We start from the raw sequence: 15,288 nt of genomic DNA, 5'->3' as shown, positions 1-15,288 counted from the left end.
CACACGGGATGCGCGGTTCAGCGGCGGACGGGGATGGCCGCAGGCCAAGTGCCGGGCCGGGGCACGGGAGCGGCGCCGGGCGCCTTGGAAGAGCGCGGGGCGGTCAGGGACGCACGGCCGGTGTCGGTCAGCGTGACTGGCTGGCCCGCCGTGACCGGACGGGAGGTGTCACGCACCACCAAGCCGTCCTCTTCGAGGCGTTGCAGCTGGCTGTAGGGGATGCGCGTGCTGGAGGCGGTGACGACATACAGCTGCTGCGTCAGAAGGTTCTGGTGGAGCTTGGCGCCCTGGGTGATGGCGAGCAGCGCCGCGATATCGGGCGCCGGAAGGTTCGACACGTCGCGCGGAGCGTTGCCCCGGGCCGCGGCCTCGACGGGCTCGAGCGCGGCAACGGCCTGATCCTGCCGCTCATCTCGGGTGCGGGCCGCGCGCTCCAGCAGACCGACGGTCCGGTCGATACGCTCGAACAACACGTTATCGACCGGGTATTGGCCGGAGGAGAGGCTGTTGAGCTGGGACCGGTAGAAGGTCACGTTGGTCTCGGCCTGGACGAGGGCTCGGTGGGCGTCGACCAGGTGGGCGTGCTGTTCGTCGAGCAGGTCGCGGTCGCGGTGCTGCCACAGTCGGTCGATGCTGTGGCCCACGGCCGCTTCGATGCGGTGATCCAGCTGGGTCAGAGCCTTCTTCACCGTCGTGTTGCGGGGCATGGGGAAGATTCCTTGGGGTGTCACGAGGGCCGGTGTACGAGGCCGCTCACGCCGAGTGGCAGGCGCAGGGCGAGGTGCGCTCCCTGCGGCATCTCGCGGACAGGGCCGAGGCGGCGAAGGAGGCGGAGCACCGGCTGGTTCGACGCCTCGGTGTAGGGGCTCAGGGTGTGGGCGCCCCGGTCCTGTGCGTACTGAGCTGGGTGCCGGACCAGCGCGGCGCCGATGCCGCGACGCTGGTAGGCATCGACGACCTGGAGTCCAAGGTCGAAGGCGCCCGTTTCCCGGCTGACGGGACCGGTGCAGACCAGCGAGAGCGGCTCGTGGTCGACGCCGAGCGCCAGCCAGCAGTGGGCATACACGAGCAGCTGGCTCAGGGTGCGGCGCGTCAGGTGCGTACGGCCCCAGCGGCGCAGCAGCTAACTGCGGGAACAGTGCTGGTGGAAGGCGCCGACGAGCACGAGATCCTCGGTCCTCACGCGGCGAAGGGCGGTGAGGACCCGGGGGCCTCAACAGGAGCAGTCAGGCAGCGCGGCCATCAGGGAGCTGCGCAGGTACCCCTTGAGCTGGTAGGTGCCGAAGCGGACATTGCGGGGCCGTGCGCCGTAGGGGGCCAGCAGACGGCCCAGGCGCTGCGGGGTGAGTTCGGCGTACGTCCACCTGGCTTCCGCCATGCCGGGCAGTCGGCGAAGGCGGTCGGTGAGAGCCGCCGAGGACATGGCGGCCGGATCGCCGTCGGCCGCGAAAGCGTCGAGACACGCGTGAACGATCGTGTGCTCGGCGGCCAGGCAGGAGCGGCACTCCGCCTCGTCCTCGGCGGTATCCGCTTCGGCCTCGTCAGAGGCTGGGGAGCAGCAGCACGGGCTGCTCAGCAGGCGGGTCAGCTCGGCGCCGGCCAGCAGGCGCAGGATGAGGATGTCGGTGAGCTGCTCCAGCTGGCCACGGGCGTCGGTGCAACAGTGGGTCGGCCCGTCACCGGCCACGGCGAGGAGCTGCGCATCCAGCTGCTGAACCCGGCGGTGAGCATCCAGGATTGCCCGGTGGTGCGGGTTTTCCTGCGGGATTTCGATTCCGGCAAGGGCGGCCGAGAGGTCGTCGAGGCCGGAGGGGAAGCGGGGCGTCAAAGAGTGCGGTCCTTCAAGGTCGGGGACAGAGCGGGGCGGGGAAGACCAGGCGGCGCGTACGGCGGCGGACCCGGCTTGGGGACTTCGCGGCGCGCCTCCAGCTGCGGGGAGCGCGAGCGGGCGGCATGGGCGAGCGCACTCACCGGGCGGCGGGTGAGGCCCAGGCGTTTGCGGGCAACGTTGTACACCTCGTGGCGGTCGCGCGGGCGCACGGCCACTACGTGGATCTCGGCGCGGTGCGCCGATCCCGGCGGGGCCGGGCGCTGGGCGTACACGACGCGCCAGGCTTTGCGGTGATCGACGTACAGCTTGCGGTAGTCGGCCAGTTCACCGAGCAGCTTGGAGCCGAACTGCTGGGCGTTGACCACGTCCTGGAGCTGGGCGAGGGCCAGGTCCCGGATGTCGCCGGGGGCCTGGAGGAGGTCGGTCAGGGCGCGCGGGTCGAAGGAGAGGCCGAAGGCGGGCCGGTGCTCGGACCCGCTCATGCCGCCTGACCCGGATCACCGGACTCCGGCTGGTCCGCGGAGGCCGAACGTGCGGAGCGAATGGAGGAGGCCGGGCCGGGCAGCAGGCGGTGCGCGTCGCGGTCGGGGTCGGTCTGGCAGGCCGAGAGCGGGCCGCCCGGGGCGCGCACATGGGCCAGGCAGTGAGTGAGGAAGTCGCGGTGCCACACGAACATCCCGGACGGCCCAGCTTCGGGGTCTTTGTGCTGCTGGTAGGCCATCCACAAGGCGTGGAGCCAGGCGACGACGTCGTCGTGCTCCTGCCACTTTCTGCACCACGGGGCCGCGGTGGTGACCTCGGCGCCATAGGTGTCTATGAGGAACCCGTCGACCCAGTCCGTCAGTGCGTCGAGTTCGTCCTCGTACTCCTCGCCCTCCAGTTCCAGGATCGGGCGCGGTTCGGGCGGTCCCTGGATCGGCGCTCCGGGCATCCCCGGAAGGCTGGGCATGCCGAACGCTGCGAAGGGCGAGGACTCCGGAGGTGCGGCAAGGCTGTCGAGCTGCCGGGCCTGCTCGGCCTGCTGCTCCATGAGTTTGCGGACGCTGGCCTCGACGCTCTCCAGATTCGAGTCCGGCAGCCGGACAGGTTCCATTTCCCCGTCATCGGGGAGGTCTATGGATTCATGCACGAAAGGGGCCTCCTTGAAGCCGCGGCCGGTGGGCGTGAATGACGGCTCCACGATCCAGAGAATCCCCGGTTTCGCTAACCGGGGATCCGGTGCTACAACGCATCACCCGGCACGGGGAATGACGGAGCAGAATCCCGCTATCGCCCGTGCCGGGCAGCGGGAAGGGCTTAGGCAGACAGAACGAAGTCGTCCTGGGACAGGAGCTGCTGCACCGTCTCGGTCAACCGGTCGGCTGCCACCTCGGCGTACTCGCGGGTCTTCTCCACCCCGATGAACGAGCGGCCTTCCAGCAGGGCCGCTACCCCGGTGGACCCGGATCCGGCGGTGAAGTCCAGGACGGTGCCCTGCTCGGGGCAGATCTTGACCAGCTCCCGCATCACCTCCACCGGCTTCTGCGTGATGTGCTGGCGGTTCTTGCCCGAGGGCTGCGAGGCGGAGTAGAGGCCGGGTAGGTAGACCGGGTTTCGGGAGCCGTCAATGGCGCCCTTCGAGCCCCAGATGATGAACTCACAGTTCTGGGTGAATCGGCCCTTCTGGGGCCTGGCCTGGGGCTTATGCCAGGCCAGCACGCCGCGCCACAGCCAGCCGGCTGCCTGCAGCGCGTCCGTCGTCGTCGGCATCTGCCGCCAGTCGGTGAACAAAAGCGCGGTGCCGCCGGGCTTGGTCAGCCGGTGCGCCTCGGTCATGATCTGGGTGAGCCAGAAGCCGTAGCTGCGCTGATCCATGTTCTCGCCGGTGAAGTCCGGAAGCTGGTGCTGGGCATCGGCGGAGGTGTACTTCTGCTTCGCGCTGCGGCTGGTGCGCTCCTTCGCTGTCCGGCCGCCGGAGTTGTACGGCGGGTCAGTGATGACGGAATCAACACATCCGTCCGGCAGCGTCGCAAGCACGCTCAGTGCGTCGCCCTGATGCAGGGAAAAAGGCAAAGGGATACCACAATTCAGTTCAGGAGAGGATGGGGTTACTCACTCCGGCTCGCGCGACGGAATTACTGCAGGCATGACGATGCCCAAGGCCCGCAATGCGGAGTGCGAGGAGGAGGAGCCAAAACTGTAGGACACGATCCCCGGTGGAGCGGTGTCGCCGCCAAGCCCCAGCCAAGCCTTGATCATGTTTGATTTCGGGGACCGGGGATCTGGGCTTACTGTTTTGGAGCTGCCCGGCTGGTACCGCCGTTGGCCAACTCCCCCTCGCCTGCCCTCACCGAGGTACTCCCTGACCGAAACCACCTGACCCGACCAGCACACGCACATCGAGGTGCAACTCGCCACGGGCGTCGGGGCCCCGATTCACCCGCCACCGGCTGCGACAGCCCCCACCCACAGGCCCGCGCGGTCGGGACTTCACCTTCAAGGACACCCTTGTGACAACTCCCTACCCACCCCTGCCCGAAACTCCGCCACCGGGAGGCGTGCCGGATTGAAGGCGATAGCCGCCGGCGTCGGCGTCGTCTTCCTCTCCCCCCTGCTGCTCGCGGGCACGGCCATGATGATGGCCGCCGCCTCCAGCGAAGCCGCCGAAACCACCAGCGGATTCAGCGGATGCCTGCACGACGTCGACACGGACACCGTCACCAAGCAGGTGACGAAGATCCTCAACGGAGCGTCCGGCAAAGACGTGAAGGTCGAGGGCCTGTCCATGCCCGACGAGCAGGTCCCCAACGCCCAGACCATCGTGGCCACCGGCATCTCGCTCGACGTACCCAAGCGCGGCCAGATCGTCGCGCTCGCCACCGCCATGCAGGAATCACGCCTGCGCAACCTCAACTACGGAGACCGCGACAGCCTCGGACTGTTCCAGCAACGTCCCAGCCAGGGCTGGGGAACCGCTCAGCAGATTCACGACCCGGTGTACGCGAGCGAGAAGTTCTACAAAGCCTTGCTCAAGGTCAAGGGTTGGCAGCAGATGACCGTCACCCAAGCCGCCCAGGCTGTGCAGAAGTCGGGTCTGCCCGATGCGTACGCACAGTGGGAACCGCTGGCCACCGCCCTGCAGAAGGCCATCGCGGCCACGTTCCCCAGCACTGGCTCGGACAAGCCCTCCGGCGATGACTCCAAGGACAGTGACAACCCGGCCGCCGGTTGCGGCCCGGCCGAGGATGGCTCCTCCTACGGGCGTATTCCCGAGGGCAGCGTGCCCAAGGGCTACACGATCCCGAAGAACGCCGCCCCCAAGGCCCGCAAAGCCATCGACTGGGCGATGCGCCAGCTCGGGACGATGTACCAGTGGGGTGGCAGCTGCACCGCCGCGCACGGCCCTGACCCCATGGGTCGCTGCGACTGCAGCAGTCTGATGCAGCAGGCGTACGCCAAGGCTGGCGTCAAGCTCACCCGCACCACGTATACCCAGGTCAACGAAGGCAAGGCCGTCTCGCCCAGCAAGCTGCAGCCCGGCGACCTGATCTTCAGCCGCGGCACGGCTCAACGCCCGGAACACGTCGGCATGTTCATGGGCGCAGGGCTCGTCATCGAGGCCCCCAGGACCGGCAAGCCGGTACGTATCACTCCCTTGAAGGACTGGGCGATTCTCGCTGTCCGCCGCGTCCTCTGACGTCCCCGCCCAGGTCCCGACCCTGGCTGGCCGGGGCCGGCCCCTCTCGGCGTCATCCCACCGCTCCCCCTTCCTCCCTTCCCCCCTTTCGCCGGGCCACCATCGGCCTGCGCACGCAAGGAGTCCGCCACACGCATGCCCATACCTCTCGCTGACCGTGCCATCCAGCTCGCCTACGACCCAGGCGTCTCCCCCAAGGGCGGCGGCCTGCCGGGCCTCGCCGTCCTAAAGAACGTCGTCAACTCGATCAACCTCTTCGGCATCGTCGCTGTCGTCGGGGCCCTGGCCGTCTCCCTCGCCGTGTGGGCCTGGGGTCACCACACCGGCGGCCACCAGGCCGAAGCCAACGGCAAGAAGGGCGCGACCGTCGCAGCCGGCGCAGCCCTCGGCCTCGGCGCCGCCAACGGCATCGTGGCCTTCTTCAGCGCCCTGGGGTCGCAGGTCCACTGATGAAACGATTCCGCTCCTTCTCTCTGTCCTCCTACGGCACCGGCTGGTCGGCCTCGGCCAACCGCCGCATCGCCACCCTCGCGGTGGCCATCACCGCCCTGCTCGCCCTCGCAGCCACCGTCGCGTTCTTCACCGGACGCGGCAACGGCGGCCACCACAGCGAGTCCGGCCCGCCGTCCACCGCGGGCAGCGCCGCTCCTTCCGAAGCCGCCGCGAAGCCGGGCGGAAAGAAGGCGGGGTCCGTTCCCCGGCCACCGCAGATCGCCGATCCGGTCGCCTACGCCAAGGCCGCGGCCCAGATGCTGTGGTCCTACGACACCCGCGGCACCAGCCGTGACCAGCAGCTCGCCGGCATGAACGCGTGGATGTCGAAGGAGACCAAGTACGCCGACTGGAACTCCATAGCCGCTCAGGTGCCGGATCCGACTCTGTGGTCGCGCATGGCCGACAACGACCAGCACGCCACCGCGACGGTCACCGAAGGCCACTTTCCCTCCGCCTTCAAGGCAGCTCTGGCCGAGGACCCCTCCGCGATCACCAAGGCATACATCTACGTCGTCACCGTCAACGGCAAACAGACGCTGGCCTGGAAGAAGGGCAGCGGCGGAGCCGAGGAACGCGCCGTGACCCTGGCTGTTCAGTGCCGGCCCAGCCACGACTGCGCGCTGTCCGCCATCGCCCCCAACGTCACGCAGTGACCCGCGCCTAAGAGCAGAAAGGAGTCCAACTCCCCGTGGGTTTTTGTGACTACCCCCTGGCCGACAAGCTGTGCTCCATCGGCGGCGCCGCCAAGGGCGCGGTCGACTTCGCCAGTGACCCGGGCAAGGTCATCGGCGACTGGATGGCTAAGTCGGCCGGTGAACTCGCCGCCGCCTCGGCCGATCTGGCCGCCAAGGCGGTGAACAAGACGACCAAGGTCGACCTGAACGCGGGCTGGTTCCGCGACAACTACGAAATGATCTTGCCTATCGGTTTGATCATCCTGGTCGCCACCTTCTGCGCCCAACTCATACGAGCCGCGATGAAACGCGACGGCCAAGCGTTGACCCAGGCATTCACCGGCACCGCCTCCGGCGTGCTCTTCGCCTTCAGCGCCATCGCATTGACCACCGTCGCGATCGAAGTGGTCGACGCGTTGTCCGACGGCCTGTTCAAGGCATCACACCTGTCGATCGAATCCGCGGTGCGGCGCATGGTCAAGGTGAACCAGATTCCCGGCCTGGCCGGGATGGGCTGGCTCGTCGCCGTCTTCGCCGCCATCGGAGCCGCCATCGGAGCGGTTCTGTACTGGTGCGTGATGATGGTCCGCAAGGTCGGCATCCTGGTCATGGTCACCCTGGCCGTGTTCGCCGGAGCCGGCGGCGGCTGGGAAGCCGCCCGCCGATGGCGCCGCGGCTGGATCGAAGCCACCGCCACCCTCGTCGTCAGCAAGCTCCTGATGACCGTGATCTTCGTGCTCGGGATCGCCGCGATGGGCAAGACGGAGGCCAAGGACGGCATCGGCGCGCTCGCGGACGTCATGTCCGGCATCGTGATCATGGTCCTAGTGCTGCTCTGCCCTTACGCGACCTTCAAGTTCGTGCACTGGGCCGCAGAGGGCACAGACGGCGAATCGATTCACCGGGCCGGTGGTGCAGGAGCCCAGCTCGCCAAGCAGCACACCGAACGCGCGGGCCGCAAGGCCGCCGCCATGGCAGCCACCGCTGGAACCGGTGGTGCGGCGGCCGGAGCGGGCGCCGCACCCCAAGGGCCCGACTCGGTGCGCGGCGGTGGCTTCCCCGGCGATATCGCCGCCAACCCCACGGGCGGCAGCGGCAAGGAATCCGGCAGCCCCGGTGGTTCCTCCAGCGGCCAGAGCATGAAGGACGGGCTGGAGAAGGCCGTCCAGCCGCCGCCCACGCGCCCCACCGAGGACACCAGTGGTCAGTTCGGTGGCGGGCCCGGCCAGAGCGGCCCCGGTTCGGGTGCGCAGTCCCCGTCCGGCGGCGGGTTCATGTCCAACCCGCCCGGCGCTTCTACGCCTCCGCCGCAAGGCGCGCCCCCGGCGCCGAACTCAGCTTCCTCGGGCGGCGCCAGCGGGGCCGGAGCGCCCCCTCCGCCTCCCCCGCCCACCGGCACCTGACCCTGTCCCCTCACGCCGGAGCGGCACGCACCACGCCGTGTGTGCCGCTCCGGCCCCGCCCGCGCACCACCGGAACGGCCCTTGTCTGAACTGTCGATCACTCCCCTCACGGTCAAATTCCCCCACAGGTCGAAGCGCGGCATCCTGCTCGGCCTCTCCCTTCCCCAGCTGGTCCTGGTCTCCTCGGCGCTGGCCTTGCTGCTGGTCACGGTCGTCAGCACCGGGCTGCTCGGTGCGATCGTGCTCGCCCCGCTGTGGGCCGGTGTCGCCGCCCTGGTCGTCATCCGCCGCAACGGAAAGTCGCTGATCGACTGGGCGCCGATCGTCGTCCGCTTCGCCCGGCGCCGCCGCAGCGGACAGACGCTGTGGCTGGCCCGGCCGGTCACCCGCCCCCGCCAGGACGGCACCCTCCATCTGCCCGGCACCGCCGCCTCCCTGCGCGTCGTCACCCCAAGTGATTCCGCCAACCAGGCCGCTGCCGTGCACGACCCGCACGGCCAGACACTGACCGCCGTCGCCCGCGTCTCCTCTCGCGCCTTCGCTCTGCTTGACCCCGCAACGCAGAACCACAACGTGTCCGGCTGGGGAAGGGCATTGGCGGGCATCGCGCGGACCGGGCACGTCGCCTCCGTCCAGGTCCTGGAGCGCACCGTTCCCGACAGCGGCGACACCCTGGTGCGCCACTGGACCCAGCAGGGGCGGCCCGAGACCCCGGTCGCCGGGCAGGTGTACTCCGAGCTGGTCGCCTCCGCCGGGCCCGCCGCCGCCCCGCACGAGGCGTACCTGGCCATCTCCCTGGACCTCAAGGCCGCCAAGCGCCTCATCTCCCAGGCCGGCGGCGGCTTCCCCGGCGCCTTCACCGTGCTGGAGCAGACCACCAGTGCCGTCGCGCTCGCCGCCCGCAGCGCAGGTCTGATGGTGACCGGCTGGCTGACCGCCCGAGAGATCGCCGCCGTCATCCGCACCGCCTACGACCCCAAGGCGCTCTCCGGCCTGCAGCAGTGGTCCGAGAGCGGACGGGCCGAGGCCGACCCGGCCGCCGCCGGGCCCGTCGTCCAGGTCGAGGAGTACGACCGGGTCGCCACTGACTCCGCTCGGCACGTCACATACTGGGTCGAGGACTGGCCCCGCACCGAAACCGGTGCCGGGTTCCTGCACGGATTGATGTTCACCGCCGGCGTGCGGCGCAGCCTGTCCCTGATCTACGTGCCCCAGGGACTCGAGTCCGCGCTGCGCGACGTCCAGCGCAAGAAGGCCGCGATCATCTCCGATGCCGCCGAGCGCACGCGCCGCGGCCAAGTCGACTCCGAGGCCGACAGCGTCGAGTACGCCGACGTAAAAACCCGCGAGCGCCAGCTCATCGCCGGCCACGCGGATGTCGCGCTGACCGGCCTGCTCACCGTCTCCGCCGAAACCGACGCCCTGCTGGATGCCGCCTGCGCGCAGATCGAGACCGCCGCCGTCACCGCCCAGGTCGACCTGCGCCGCCTCTTCTACCAGCAGCCCGACGCCTTCACCCTCGGCGCACTGCCTCTGGCCCGCACCGCCCTATAGCCCACCCGGCCCCACCCAAGGGGCCTGTGCCCTGCCGCACCGGCAGGAAGGATCCTCCCCCCTTTGACCTCAGCCACCCCCCTCGACGACGCGCACCCCTACCTCCGGGCCGCCAGCGCCGGAGTCCGCCACCACACCCGCGCCCTCGCCGCCGAAACGGGCACCGCACCGGCCTCCGCGGACCGCACGCACCTGGACGTGCTGCACGCACACCTGGTCGCCCTGCACCGCCTGCTCGACCAGCTCCAGACGGCCACACGACCGCCGCACCCGGCGGCAGGACGGCATCTGGCCACGGCAGGAACCCGGCTGTGGCAGGCCGGCGCCGCCGTCCACGACGCGTTCCACCTCCTGCCCGCCGTTCACGCGGCCTCTGCGGATGAGGAGGAGTGCCACCCCGAGCGGCTCCCCGAAGGCCCGCCGGTCCTGACCATCTGCCAGCGCCACCTCGCCGCCGGTCACCTCGTGCGCCGCACCACCACCCCCACCGACCTCAACGGCCCCGCGCACGGCCACACCACCACCTGCGCCCAGTAACTCCTCCTCAGCAAAGGGCCCTTGCATTGCGCACACTCAAGCGCTCCCCCTCCACCACCGTCGTACTCGCCGCCCTCATCGGCAACGACGCGCTCGCCACCGCCGCCCCGGCATCCGCCGCCGGCTACCACTGCAAGACCAGCACCAGGTCCGTCCACGCCGCCGCCTACCAGGGCTTTTGGGCGGAGGACGACAGCGGCTACGGGCGCCGCCAGTTCGCCACGCCATCGGTCGTGTGATCGCTCGCCGCCCCAACCGCCGTTACCTGAAAGCCACTCCGTCATGAGCCACCGGCCCGCCCGGCGCGCCCGCCGCGCCTCCGCCTCCCCTCTATTCACCCCGCACGGCACCGACCGCGCCAGCCGCAAAGCGGCCCGCCGCCAGCTCGCCGAGGCCGCCGCCAAGGCCCGCGCCGAAGCCGCCCTGCACCCAGGCGGTGCCGAACCGGCCGAGCAGCAGATGCCACTCCCCCTCTTCCCGCCCGGCGGTCGTCCCGGCCCCGCCTCCGCCCGCGGCGGCAAGCTGAAACTGCCCGCGCACCGCATGACCACCGCTACCGTCGCCGGCGCCTACCCCTTCCTCGCCGAAGGTGGCCTCGGCGCCGAGGGCATCTACATCGGCCGCGACGTCCACGCCGAAGCGAGCTTCTGCTTCGACCCGTTCGCCCTGTACGGCAAGATCGAAGGCTTCACCAACCCCAACGTCCTGTTGGCCGGAGTGATCGGCCAGGGCAAGAGCGCCCTGGCAAAGTCCTTCGCCCTGCGGTCGGTGGCCTTCGGGTACCGCGTGTACGTGCCGTGCGACCCCAAGGGGGAATGGACCCCGGTGGCCGCAGCCCTCGGCGGCACCTCCATCGCGCTCGGCCCCGGGCTGCCGGGCAAGCTCAACCCCCTGGACGCAGCCCCGCGCCCGCCATCGGTCTCCGAGGCGGACTGGGCAAGCGAGATCCGCAAGAGGCGTCTGCTGCTGCTCGGTTCCCTGGCCCGCACCGTCCTCGGCCGGGACCTGCTGCCGATGGAGCACACCGGACTCGACGTCGCCCTGGACGCCGTGGTCACCCGCGCCGCGACCGCCGGCCGCACCCCGCTGCTCGGCGACATCGCCACCATGCTCAACAGCCCCGACGACCTCGACGCCGCGGGCGGCCTGATGTCCGGCCGCCTCGGCGACGCCTCCCGTGACCTGGCCCACGCCATGCGCCGACTGGTGCACGGCGACCTCGCCGGAATGTTCGACGCCCCCTCCACCGTGGCGTTCGACCCCAGCAGCCCGATGCTCACCATCGACCTGTCACGACTGGGCGGATCCGGCGACGACACCGCCCTCGTCCTCGCCATGACGTGCGCGTCGGCCTGGATGGAATCCGCGCTCTCCGACCCAGGCGGCGGCCGGCGCTGGATCGTCTACGACGAAGCCTGGCGCCTGATGCGCCACCCCGGCCTCCTCCAGCGCATGCAGTCCCAGTGGAAGCTCAGCCGCGGCCTGGGCATCGCCAACCTCATGGTGATCCACCGGCTGTCCGACCTGCTCACCGCCGGCGACGCCGGATCCCGCGGACGAGCCCTCGCCGAGGGCCTGCTCGCCGACTGCTCCACCCGCATCATCTACCGCCAGGAGACGGATCAACTCCACGTCGCAGCAACCCTTTTGGGCCTTACATCCGTGGAGAGCGACGCCATCTCACACCTCAACCGCGGACGCGGCCTATGGAAGGTCGCCGGACGATCCTTCATCGTCCAACACCTCCTCCATCCCGAGGAATTGTCACTCTTTGACACAGACGCCCGAATGCATTAGGCAACCCCGGAGGCTCATGAATTCCGATGCACAGCGCGAACTGATACCTCGCGACGACACCCTCCAGATGATCGGCGCTCTCAACGACCTGCAGACCAAACTCGCCGCAGCCGCCGAGAGATACCAGCTGCTGGACGACACCGGCCAGGTACCGGCCGCACCGTCCTACGCCGAACTGCTCCAGCATGCCTCCGAGGCGCAGGCCCTTTCCCACGACGTCGTCCAACTGACACTCGAATTTGCCCGGAGCGCCCACAGCACGAACCGCGTCGGCAGCACAGTCCTCGCCCACCTCGCCGCGGCAGCCACCATGTCGAGCCACGCAGTACCGAACTTCGCCGAGACCGCGGAGAATGCCCTTTTCCTGCCCCGATCGTCCCGTCCCACCGACCGGCAGTACCGGGACAATCGCATGGTCATCGACCACGCCACCGCGCGCGCCTACCTGCGGCGCACGTCGGAATCACTCCGCGACGCGGTACAGGAACTCAACGCTCACCTCGACTTCCACCGCTTCTTCCCGGCTCAGACCCGGCAGCAGAGCCCGGCGACCCCGCCACCCCGGCCGAGTGCACGCCACCGCTAGGAGTTGTCTTCAAATGTCACGCCCACATCAGGAGCGAGGCGAGGGTGACGGCTGCCTGGTAGGACTCGGCGGTCTTGTCGTAGCGGGTCGCGATGCCGCGCCACTGCTTGAGGCGGTTGAAGCACCGTTCCACGACGTTGCGCCGCTTGTAGAGCTGCTTGTCGAAGGCCGGCGGGCGCCCGCCCCGGGAGCCGCGTCGGGTTCGGTTGCGGATCTGGTCGGCTCGCTCGGGAATGGTGTGTGTGATGCCCCGGTGTCGCAGCCAGGTTCGTATCGCGCGGGAGCTGTAGCCCTTGTCGCCCAGTACATGGGCGGTTCGCACGCGGGGCCGGCCCGGCCCGAGCCGGGGCACCCGGATCGCCTCCATGACGGTGGTGAACTGGGTGCAGTCATTGGTGTTCCCGCAGGTGACCGTGAAGGCGAGCGGGCGGCCCAAGGCGTCGCAGGCCAGGTGGATCTTGCTGGTCAGTCCACCCCGGGAGCGTCCGAGTGCCGGTGGGCAGAGCCCCCTTTTCGGGCCCCGGCCGCGTGCTGGTGGGCGCGCACGACGGTGGAGTCGACCGAGACCAGCCAGTCGATGTCGCCGACTGCGTCCGCCCTGGCCTGCGCTGCCCGCAGCATCCGCTCGAAGGTTCCGTCCAGTGCCCACCGGCGAAAGCGGGTGTGGAGTGTCTGCCACGGCCCATACCGCTCGGGTACATCCCGCCAGGCGGTGCCGGTGCGGAACTTCCACACGATCCCGTTGAGGACCCTTCGGTCGTCCAACCGCTTGCGGCCCCGCAACGACGCAGGCAGCAGCGGTCGGACGAACTCCCACTCCACATCGGACAGTTCATGGCGACGTATCACCCGACCATGATCCACCACTCAAGATCAATTGAAGACGCGACCTAGGGCGTAGCAAAGCGGTCGAGACAGAAGCGTCCACCGCCGCTTCCCCCAACTCCCTGGATCACACGCTCCTGATGGAAACACCGTCCAACGCTTCGCCCTCTTCCTCCGTCGGCTCGCAGATGGTGAGTGAGGCGCTCGGTGCCTCACCGCGGCATCTTGAACGGCTCCACAGCCCAGAGGGCCCCGCTGACGTCCTCGCCCAGCTCGTGTTCATGGCCGCACGTCACCTCGACGATCTGCACGAACAGTTCGCTGACGCCGCCCAGTACGCGGCCTCCCATTTGACGCGTGCCGCCACCGGGAAGTCATCGATCAACTCGCTCGGCGTCCTGCAGAACAGCGCCACGCAAATCGACATCCTGGCCGCACGCCGCGCCGACGCCATCGAACACCTCAAGGTTCTCATCCACGCATACCGACAGGTAACAATGACCGACCACGCCGCCCCACACCCGGCGCGCCGTCCAACTATCGCCCCGAACGCCCACGCCACACCGTCGGGCCCGGCGCCCGCCGGCCGCCACCGTTAGCCCATCGTCGGGCAGCACTGCCTGGCTTCTGCTCTCAGGAGATCCCACCTGTCCGCCCGTTCCACCACGCCCCCGGCTCCCGCCCCTCCGGGCCTTGCCACCCCCACCGATCCCTACGGCCGCTACGTCTACGGCCGCCAGATCCTCACGCTCACCGACCAGCTCAACGGCACTACGTCCTACGAGCATGCCGCTGCACTCGCCGACCAGGTCCTGGAACCCACCGATGGCCTGCTGGAGCGGCTCGCCGAGTTCTTCGAGGCGGCAGCCGAGAAGGTCAAAGAGTCCGATCACGACGACGGGTTCGACCTCCACTACGACCTGGAGGACGCCGCGGCCACCTTGCGCGGCCTCGGTGAGGACCTGCACGTCACAGTCGACCGCATGCGCGCCCTGGCCCTCAGTGGCCCCACGAGCCAGACCAACAAAGCGCCCGTGCCGGGCGCGAGCATCGGGCTACCGACGGCAATACTCCCTGCACCTGGTCGTACCCGGTGAACACGCCAGGTCCTCCCGGTCCGCTCGCAGGTCTGGAGCAGGCCGCGCACCTGCACTCGCTGGCCAAGCGCATCCACCATGCCGCTGACGATCTACCGGCCCCGGAGCCCACTCACTCGCTCGCCAGTATCAGCGAGGAAGTCGAGAACCAAGTTCGAGTCACAGCGGGCATTTTCACTTCCCTCGCGGTCGAGGCCGCCTTCCATACTCGCGTGGTGGATCGGCATCCCGGCGCGGCCGACTCCCTAGCTCGACGCAAGGTCGCCCTGACGGCGCGTGCAGCCGATCCCCTCGGCTGGGCTCTTGCCAAGCTGGGCGAAGCCGTCGCGCAGATCGGCCACCTCCAGGAAATCAGCTCCGGTCCGCTAACCCCCGAACGCTCCATGGAGATCGGCACCGCCCTCGCGGCCCTGACCGACAGGCTCGCCAGCGCCCATACGCACCTGAACAGCGCGGCCAGCAACCTGCACCAGGACGCCGACCGGCTCATCACATCGGCGCCCGGCGCCCAACGTGCGCCAACTCCTCCGGCCGCTGAACGGAACCGGCCGCCCGCCGCGCTGCCCGTACCACCCACCGCATCTAAGCGGAGCTGGTGAAGTTGTTTGCGTTGGGTAGGCGCTCCTGGGGAGGGGCGTCGTGTCGAAGATCCTTCGAGTCGCGCTGACCGACGAAGAACTCCGTGGCCTGCGCGCATTGTTGGCCCGTCGCGATTTGGCAGGGCCGGTGTGTTGCCGAGGTCGCCGGCGTGCTGGAGTGCCATCCGGTCACGGTCCGCGCCGCTGTCCACCGCTTTGACAAGGATGGGGTCGC

At 69.6% G+C, this 15,288-nt stretch carries 18 protein-coding genes and 1 pseudogene; 10 read left to right on the top strand and 9 right to left on the bottom strand.

The annotated features are described in order from the left end of the window. Positions 1 to 17: 17 nt before the first annotated feature. The 6 genes from AB0H82_RS34720 to AB0H82_RS34695 all read right to left on the bottom strand — a co-directional run bounded on the left by AB0H82_RS34720 (position 18) and on the right by AB0H82_RS34695 (position 3,883). Positions 18 to 707: a hypothetical protein gene (locus tag AB0H82_RS34720; protein ID WP_362999514.1), complete on the bottom strand. Its 690-nt coding sequence runs from the start codon at positions 705 to 707 to the stop codon at positions 18 to 20. Between the two features lie 20 nt (positions 708 to 727). Continuing rightward, positions 728 to 1,066, bottom strand: coding sequence for a GNAT family N-acetyltransferase (locus AB0H82_RS34715; RefSeq protein WP_362999513.1), 339 nt, complete (start codon positions 1,064 to 1,066; stop codon positions 728 to 730). A 147-nt stretch (positions 1,067 to 1,213) separates the two neighbouring features. Continuing rightward, positions 1,214 to 1,828 carry a DUF3631 domain-containing protein gene (locus tag AB0H82_RS34710; protein WP_362999512.1) on the bottom strand — a complete coding sequence of 205 codons (615 nt, stop codon included), beginning with the start codon at positions 1,826 to 1,828 and terminating at the stop codon, positions 1,214 to 1,216. Beyond that, on the bottom strand, positions 1,825 to 2,313 hold the full coding sequence (locus tag AB0H82_RS34705) for a hypothetical protein (RefSeq protein WP_362999511.1): 489 nt from the start codon (positions 2,311 to 2,313) through the stop codon (positions 1,825 to 1,827). Before AB0H82_RS34705 ends, AB0H82_RS34710 begins: the two co-directional genes overlap by 4 nt. Further along, entirely contained in the window at positions 2,310 to 2,924 is a 615-nt protein-coding gene (locus AB0H82_RS34700; protein WP_362999533.1) for a DUF4913 domain-containing protein, read from the bottom strand. The genes AB0H82_RS34705 and AB0H82_RS34700 overlap by 4 nt, the downstream gene beginning before the upstream one ends. A 203-nt stretch (positions 2,925 to 3,127) precedes the next feature. After that, positions 3,128 to 3,883 carry a site-specific DNA-methyltransferase gene (locus tag AB0H82_RS34695; protein ID WP_362999510.1) on the bottom strand — a complete coding sequence of 252 codons (756 nt, stop codon included), beginning with the start codon at positions 3,881 to 3,883 and terminating at the stop codon, positions 3,128 to 3,130. Positions 3,884 to 4,376: 493 nt separating this feature from the next. Here AB0H82_RS34695 and AB0H82_RS34690 point away from each other — a divergent pair, with 493 nt between their 5' ends. From AB0H82_RS34690 to AB0H82_RS34650, 9 genes are all read left to right on the top strand, one after another. Next, positions 4,377 to 5,507 (top strand): C40 family peptidase, encoded by a 1,131-nt coding sequence (locus tag AB0H82_RS34690; protein ID WP_362999509.1) that lies wholly within the window; start codon positions 4,377 to 4,379, stop codon positions 5,505 to 5,507. 135 nt (positions 5,508 to 5,642) lie between these two features. Then, positions 5,643 to 5,957, top strand: coding sequence for a DUF6112 family protein (locus tag AB0H82_RS34685; protein ID WP_358778164.1), 315 nt, complete (start codon positions 5,643 to 5,645; stop codon positions 5,955 to 5,957). Continuing rightward, the gene (locus AB0H82_RS34680; RefSeq protein ID WP_362999508.1) at positions 5,957 to 6,655 is read left to right on the top strand and encodes a hypothetical protein; all 699 of its coding nucleotides are present in this window, start codon (positions 5,957 to 5,959) and stop codon (positions 6,653 to 6,655) included. Before AB0H82_RS34685 ends, AB0H82_RS34680 begins: the two co-directional genes overlap by 1 nt. A gap of 35 nt (positions 6,656 to 6,690) precedes the next feature. After that, positions 6,691 to 8,079 (top strand): ATP-binding protein, encoded by a 1,389-nt coding sequence (locus AB0H82_RS34675; protein WP_362999507.1) that lies wholly within the window; start codon positions 6,691 to 6,693, stop codon positions 8,077 to 8,079. 81 nt (positions 8,080 to 8,160) lie between these two features. Further along, positions 8,161 to 9,633, top strand: coding sequence for an SCO6880 family protein (locus AB0H82_RS34670; RefSeq protein ID WP_362999506.1), 1,473 nt, complete (start codon positions 8,161 to 8,163; stop codon positions 9,631 to 9,633). Between the two features lie 63 nt (positions 9,634 to 9,696). Continuing rightward, the gene (locus tag AB0H82_RS34665) at positions 9,697 to 10,170 is read left to right on the top strand and encodes a DUF6238 family protein (RefSeq protein WP_362999505.1); all 474 of its coding nucleotides are present in this window, start codon (positions 9,697 to 9,699) and stop codon (positions 10,168 to 10,170) included. Positions 10,171 to 10,196: 26 nt separating this feature from the next. Further along, positions 10,197 to 10,409 carry a hypothetical protein gene (locus AB0H82_RS34660; protein WP_362999504.1) on the top strand — a complete coding sequence of 71 codons (213 nt, stop codon included), beginning with the start codon at positions 10,197 to 10,199 and terminating at the stop codon, positions 10,407 to 10,409. A gap of 43 nt (positions 10,410 to 10,452) precedes the next feature. Next, complete coding sequence (locus AB0H82_RS34655; protein ID WP_362999503.1) at positions 10,453 to 11,967, top strand: ATP-binding protein; 1,515 nt, start codon at positions 10,453 to 10,455, stop codon at positions 11,965 to 11,967. 16 nt (positions 11,968 to 11,983) lie between these two features. Then, complete coding sequence (locus AB0H82_RS34650) at positions 11,984 to 12,553, top strand: hypothetical protein (RefSeq protein ID WP_362999502.1); 570 nt, start codon at positions 11,984 to 11,986, stop codon at positions 12,551 to 12,553. Between the two features lie 16 nt (positions 12,554 to 12,569). On the opposite strand, the pseudogene AB0H82_RS34645 reads toward AB0H82_RS34650, so the two are convergent. From AB0H82_RS34645 to AB0H82_RS34635, 3 genes and pseudogenes are all read right to left on the bottom strand, one after another. After that, positions 12,570 to 13,375: pseudogene (locus tag AB0H82_RS34645) on the bottom strand (IS5 family transposase). 215 nt (positions 13,376 to 13,590) lie between these two features. Next, entirely contained in the window at positions 13,591 to 13,728 is a 138-nt protein-coding gene (locus AB0H82_RS34640; protein ID WP_362999501.1) for a hypothetical protein, read from the bottom strand. 24 nt (positions 13,729 to 13,752) lie between these two features. Beyond that, the gene (locus AB0H82_RS34635; RefSeq protein WP_362999500.1) at positions 13,753 to 14,346 is read right to left on the bottom strand and encodes a hypothetical protein; all 594 of its coding nucleotides are present in this window, start codon (positions 14,344 to 14,346) and stop codon (positions 13,753 to 13,755) included. 341 nt (positions 14,347 to 14,687) lie between these two features. Here AB0H82_RS34635 and AB0H82_RS34630 point away from each other — a divergent pair, with 341 nt between their 5' ends. Beyond that, complete coding sequence (locus AB0H82_RS34630) at positions 14,688 to 15,074, top strand: hypothetical protein (RefSeq protein ID WP_362999499.1); 387 nt, start codon at positions 14,688 to 14,690, stop codon at positions 15,072 to 15,074. Positions 15,075 to 15,288 lie beyond the last annotated feature (214 nt).

This window comes from Streptomyces sp. NPDC050732 (assembly GCF_040654255.1).
Taxonomy (GTDB): Bacteria; Actinomycetota; Actinomycetes; order Streptomycetales; family Streptomycetaceae; genus Streptomyces.
This window is presented reverse-complemented; position numbering and strand designations above follow the sequence as displayed.

Excerpts from the sequence above, each read along its gene's own strand:
- AB0H82_RS34720 (WP_362999514.1), bottom strand. The coding sequence starts at position 707 with ATGCCCCGCAACACGACGGTGAAGAAGGCTCTGACCCAGCTGGATCAC.
- AB0H82_RS34705 (WP_362999511.1), bottom strand. The coding sequence starts at position 2,313 with ATGAGCGGGTCCGAGCACCGGCCCGCCTTCGGCCTCTCCTTCGACCCG.
- AB0H82_RS34700 (WP_362999533.1), bottom strand. The coding sequence starts at position 2,924 with ATGGAACCTGTCCGGCTGCCGGACTCGAATCTGGAGAGCGTCGAGGCC.
- AB0H82_RS34685 (WP_358778164.1), top strand. The coding sequence starts at position 5,643 with ATGCCCATACCTCTCGCTGACCGTGCCATCCAGCTCGCCTACGACCCA.
- AB0H82_RS34680 (WP_362999508.1), top strand. The coding sequence starts at position 5,957 with ATGAAACGATTCCGCTCCTTCTCTCTGTCCTCCTACGGCACCGGCTGG.
- AB0H82_RS34655 (WP_362999503.1), top strand. The coding sequence starts at position 10,453 with ATGAGCCACCGGCCCGCCCGGCGCGCCCGCCGCGCCTCCGCCTCCCCT.
- AB0H82_RS34650 (WP_362999502.1), top strand. The coding sequence starts at position 11,984 with ATGAATTCCGATGCACAGCGCGAACTGATACCTCGCGACGACACCCTC.
- AB0H82_RS34640 (WP_362999501.1), bottom strand. The coding sequence starts at position 13,728 with ATGGGAGGCCGCGTACTGGGCGGCGTCAGCGAACTGTTCGTGCAGATC.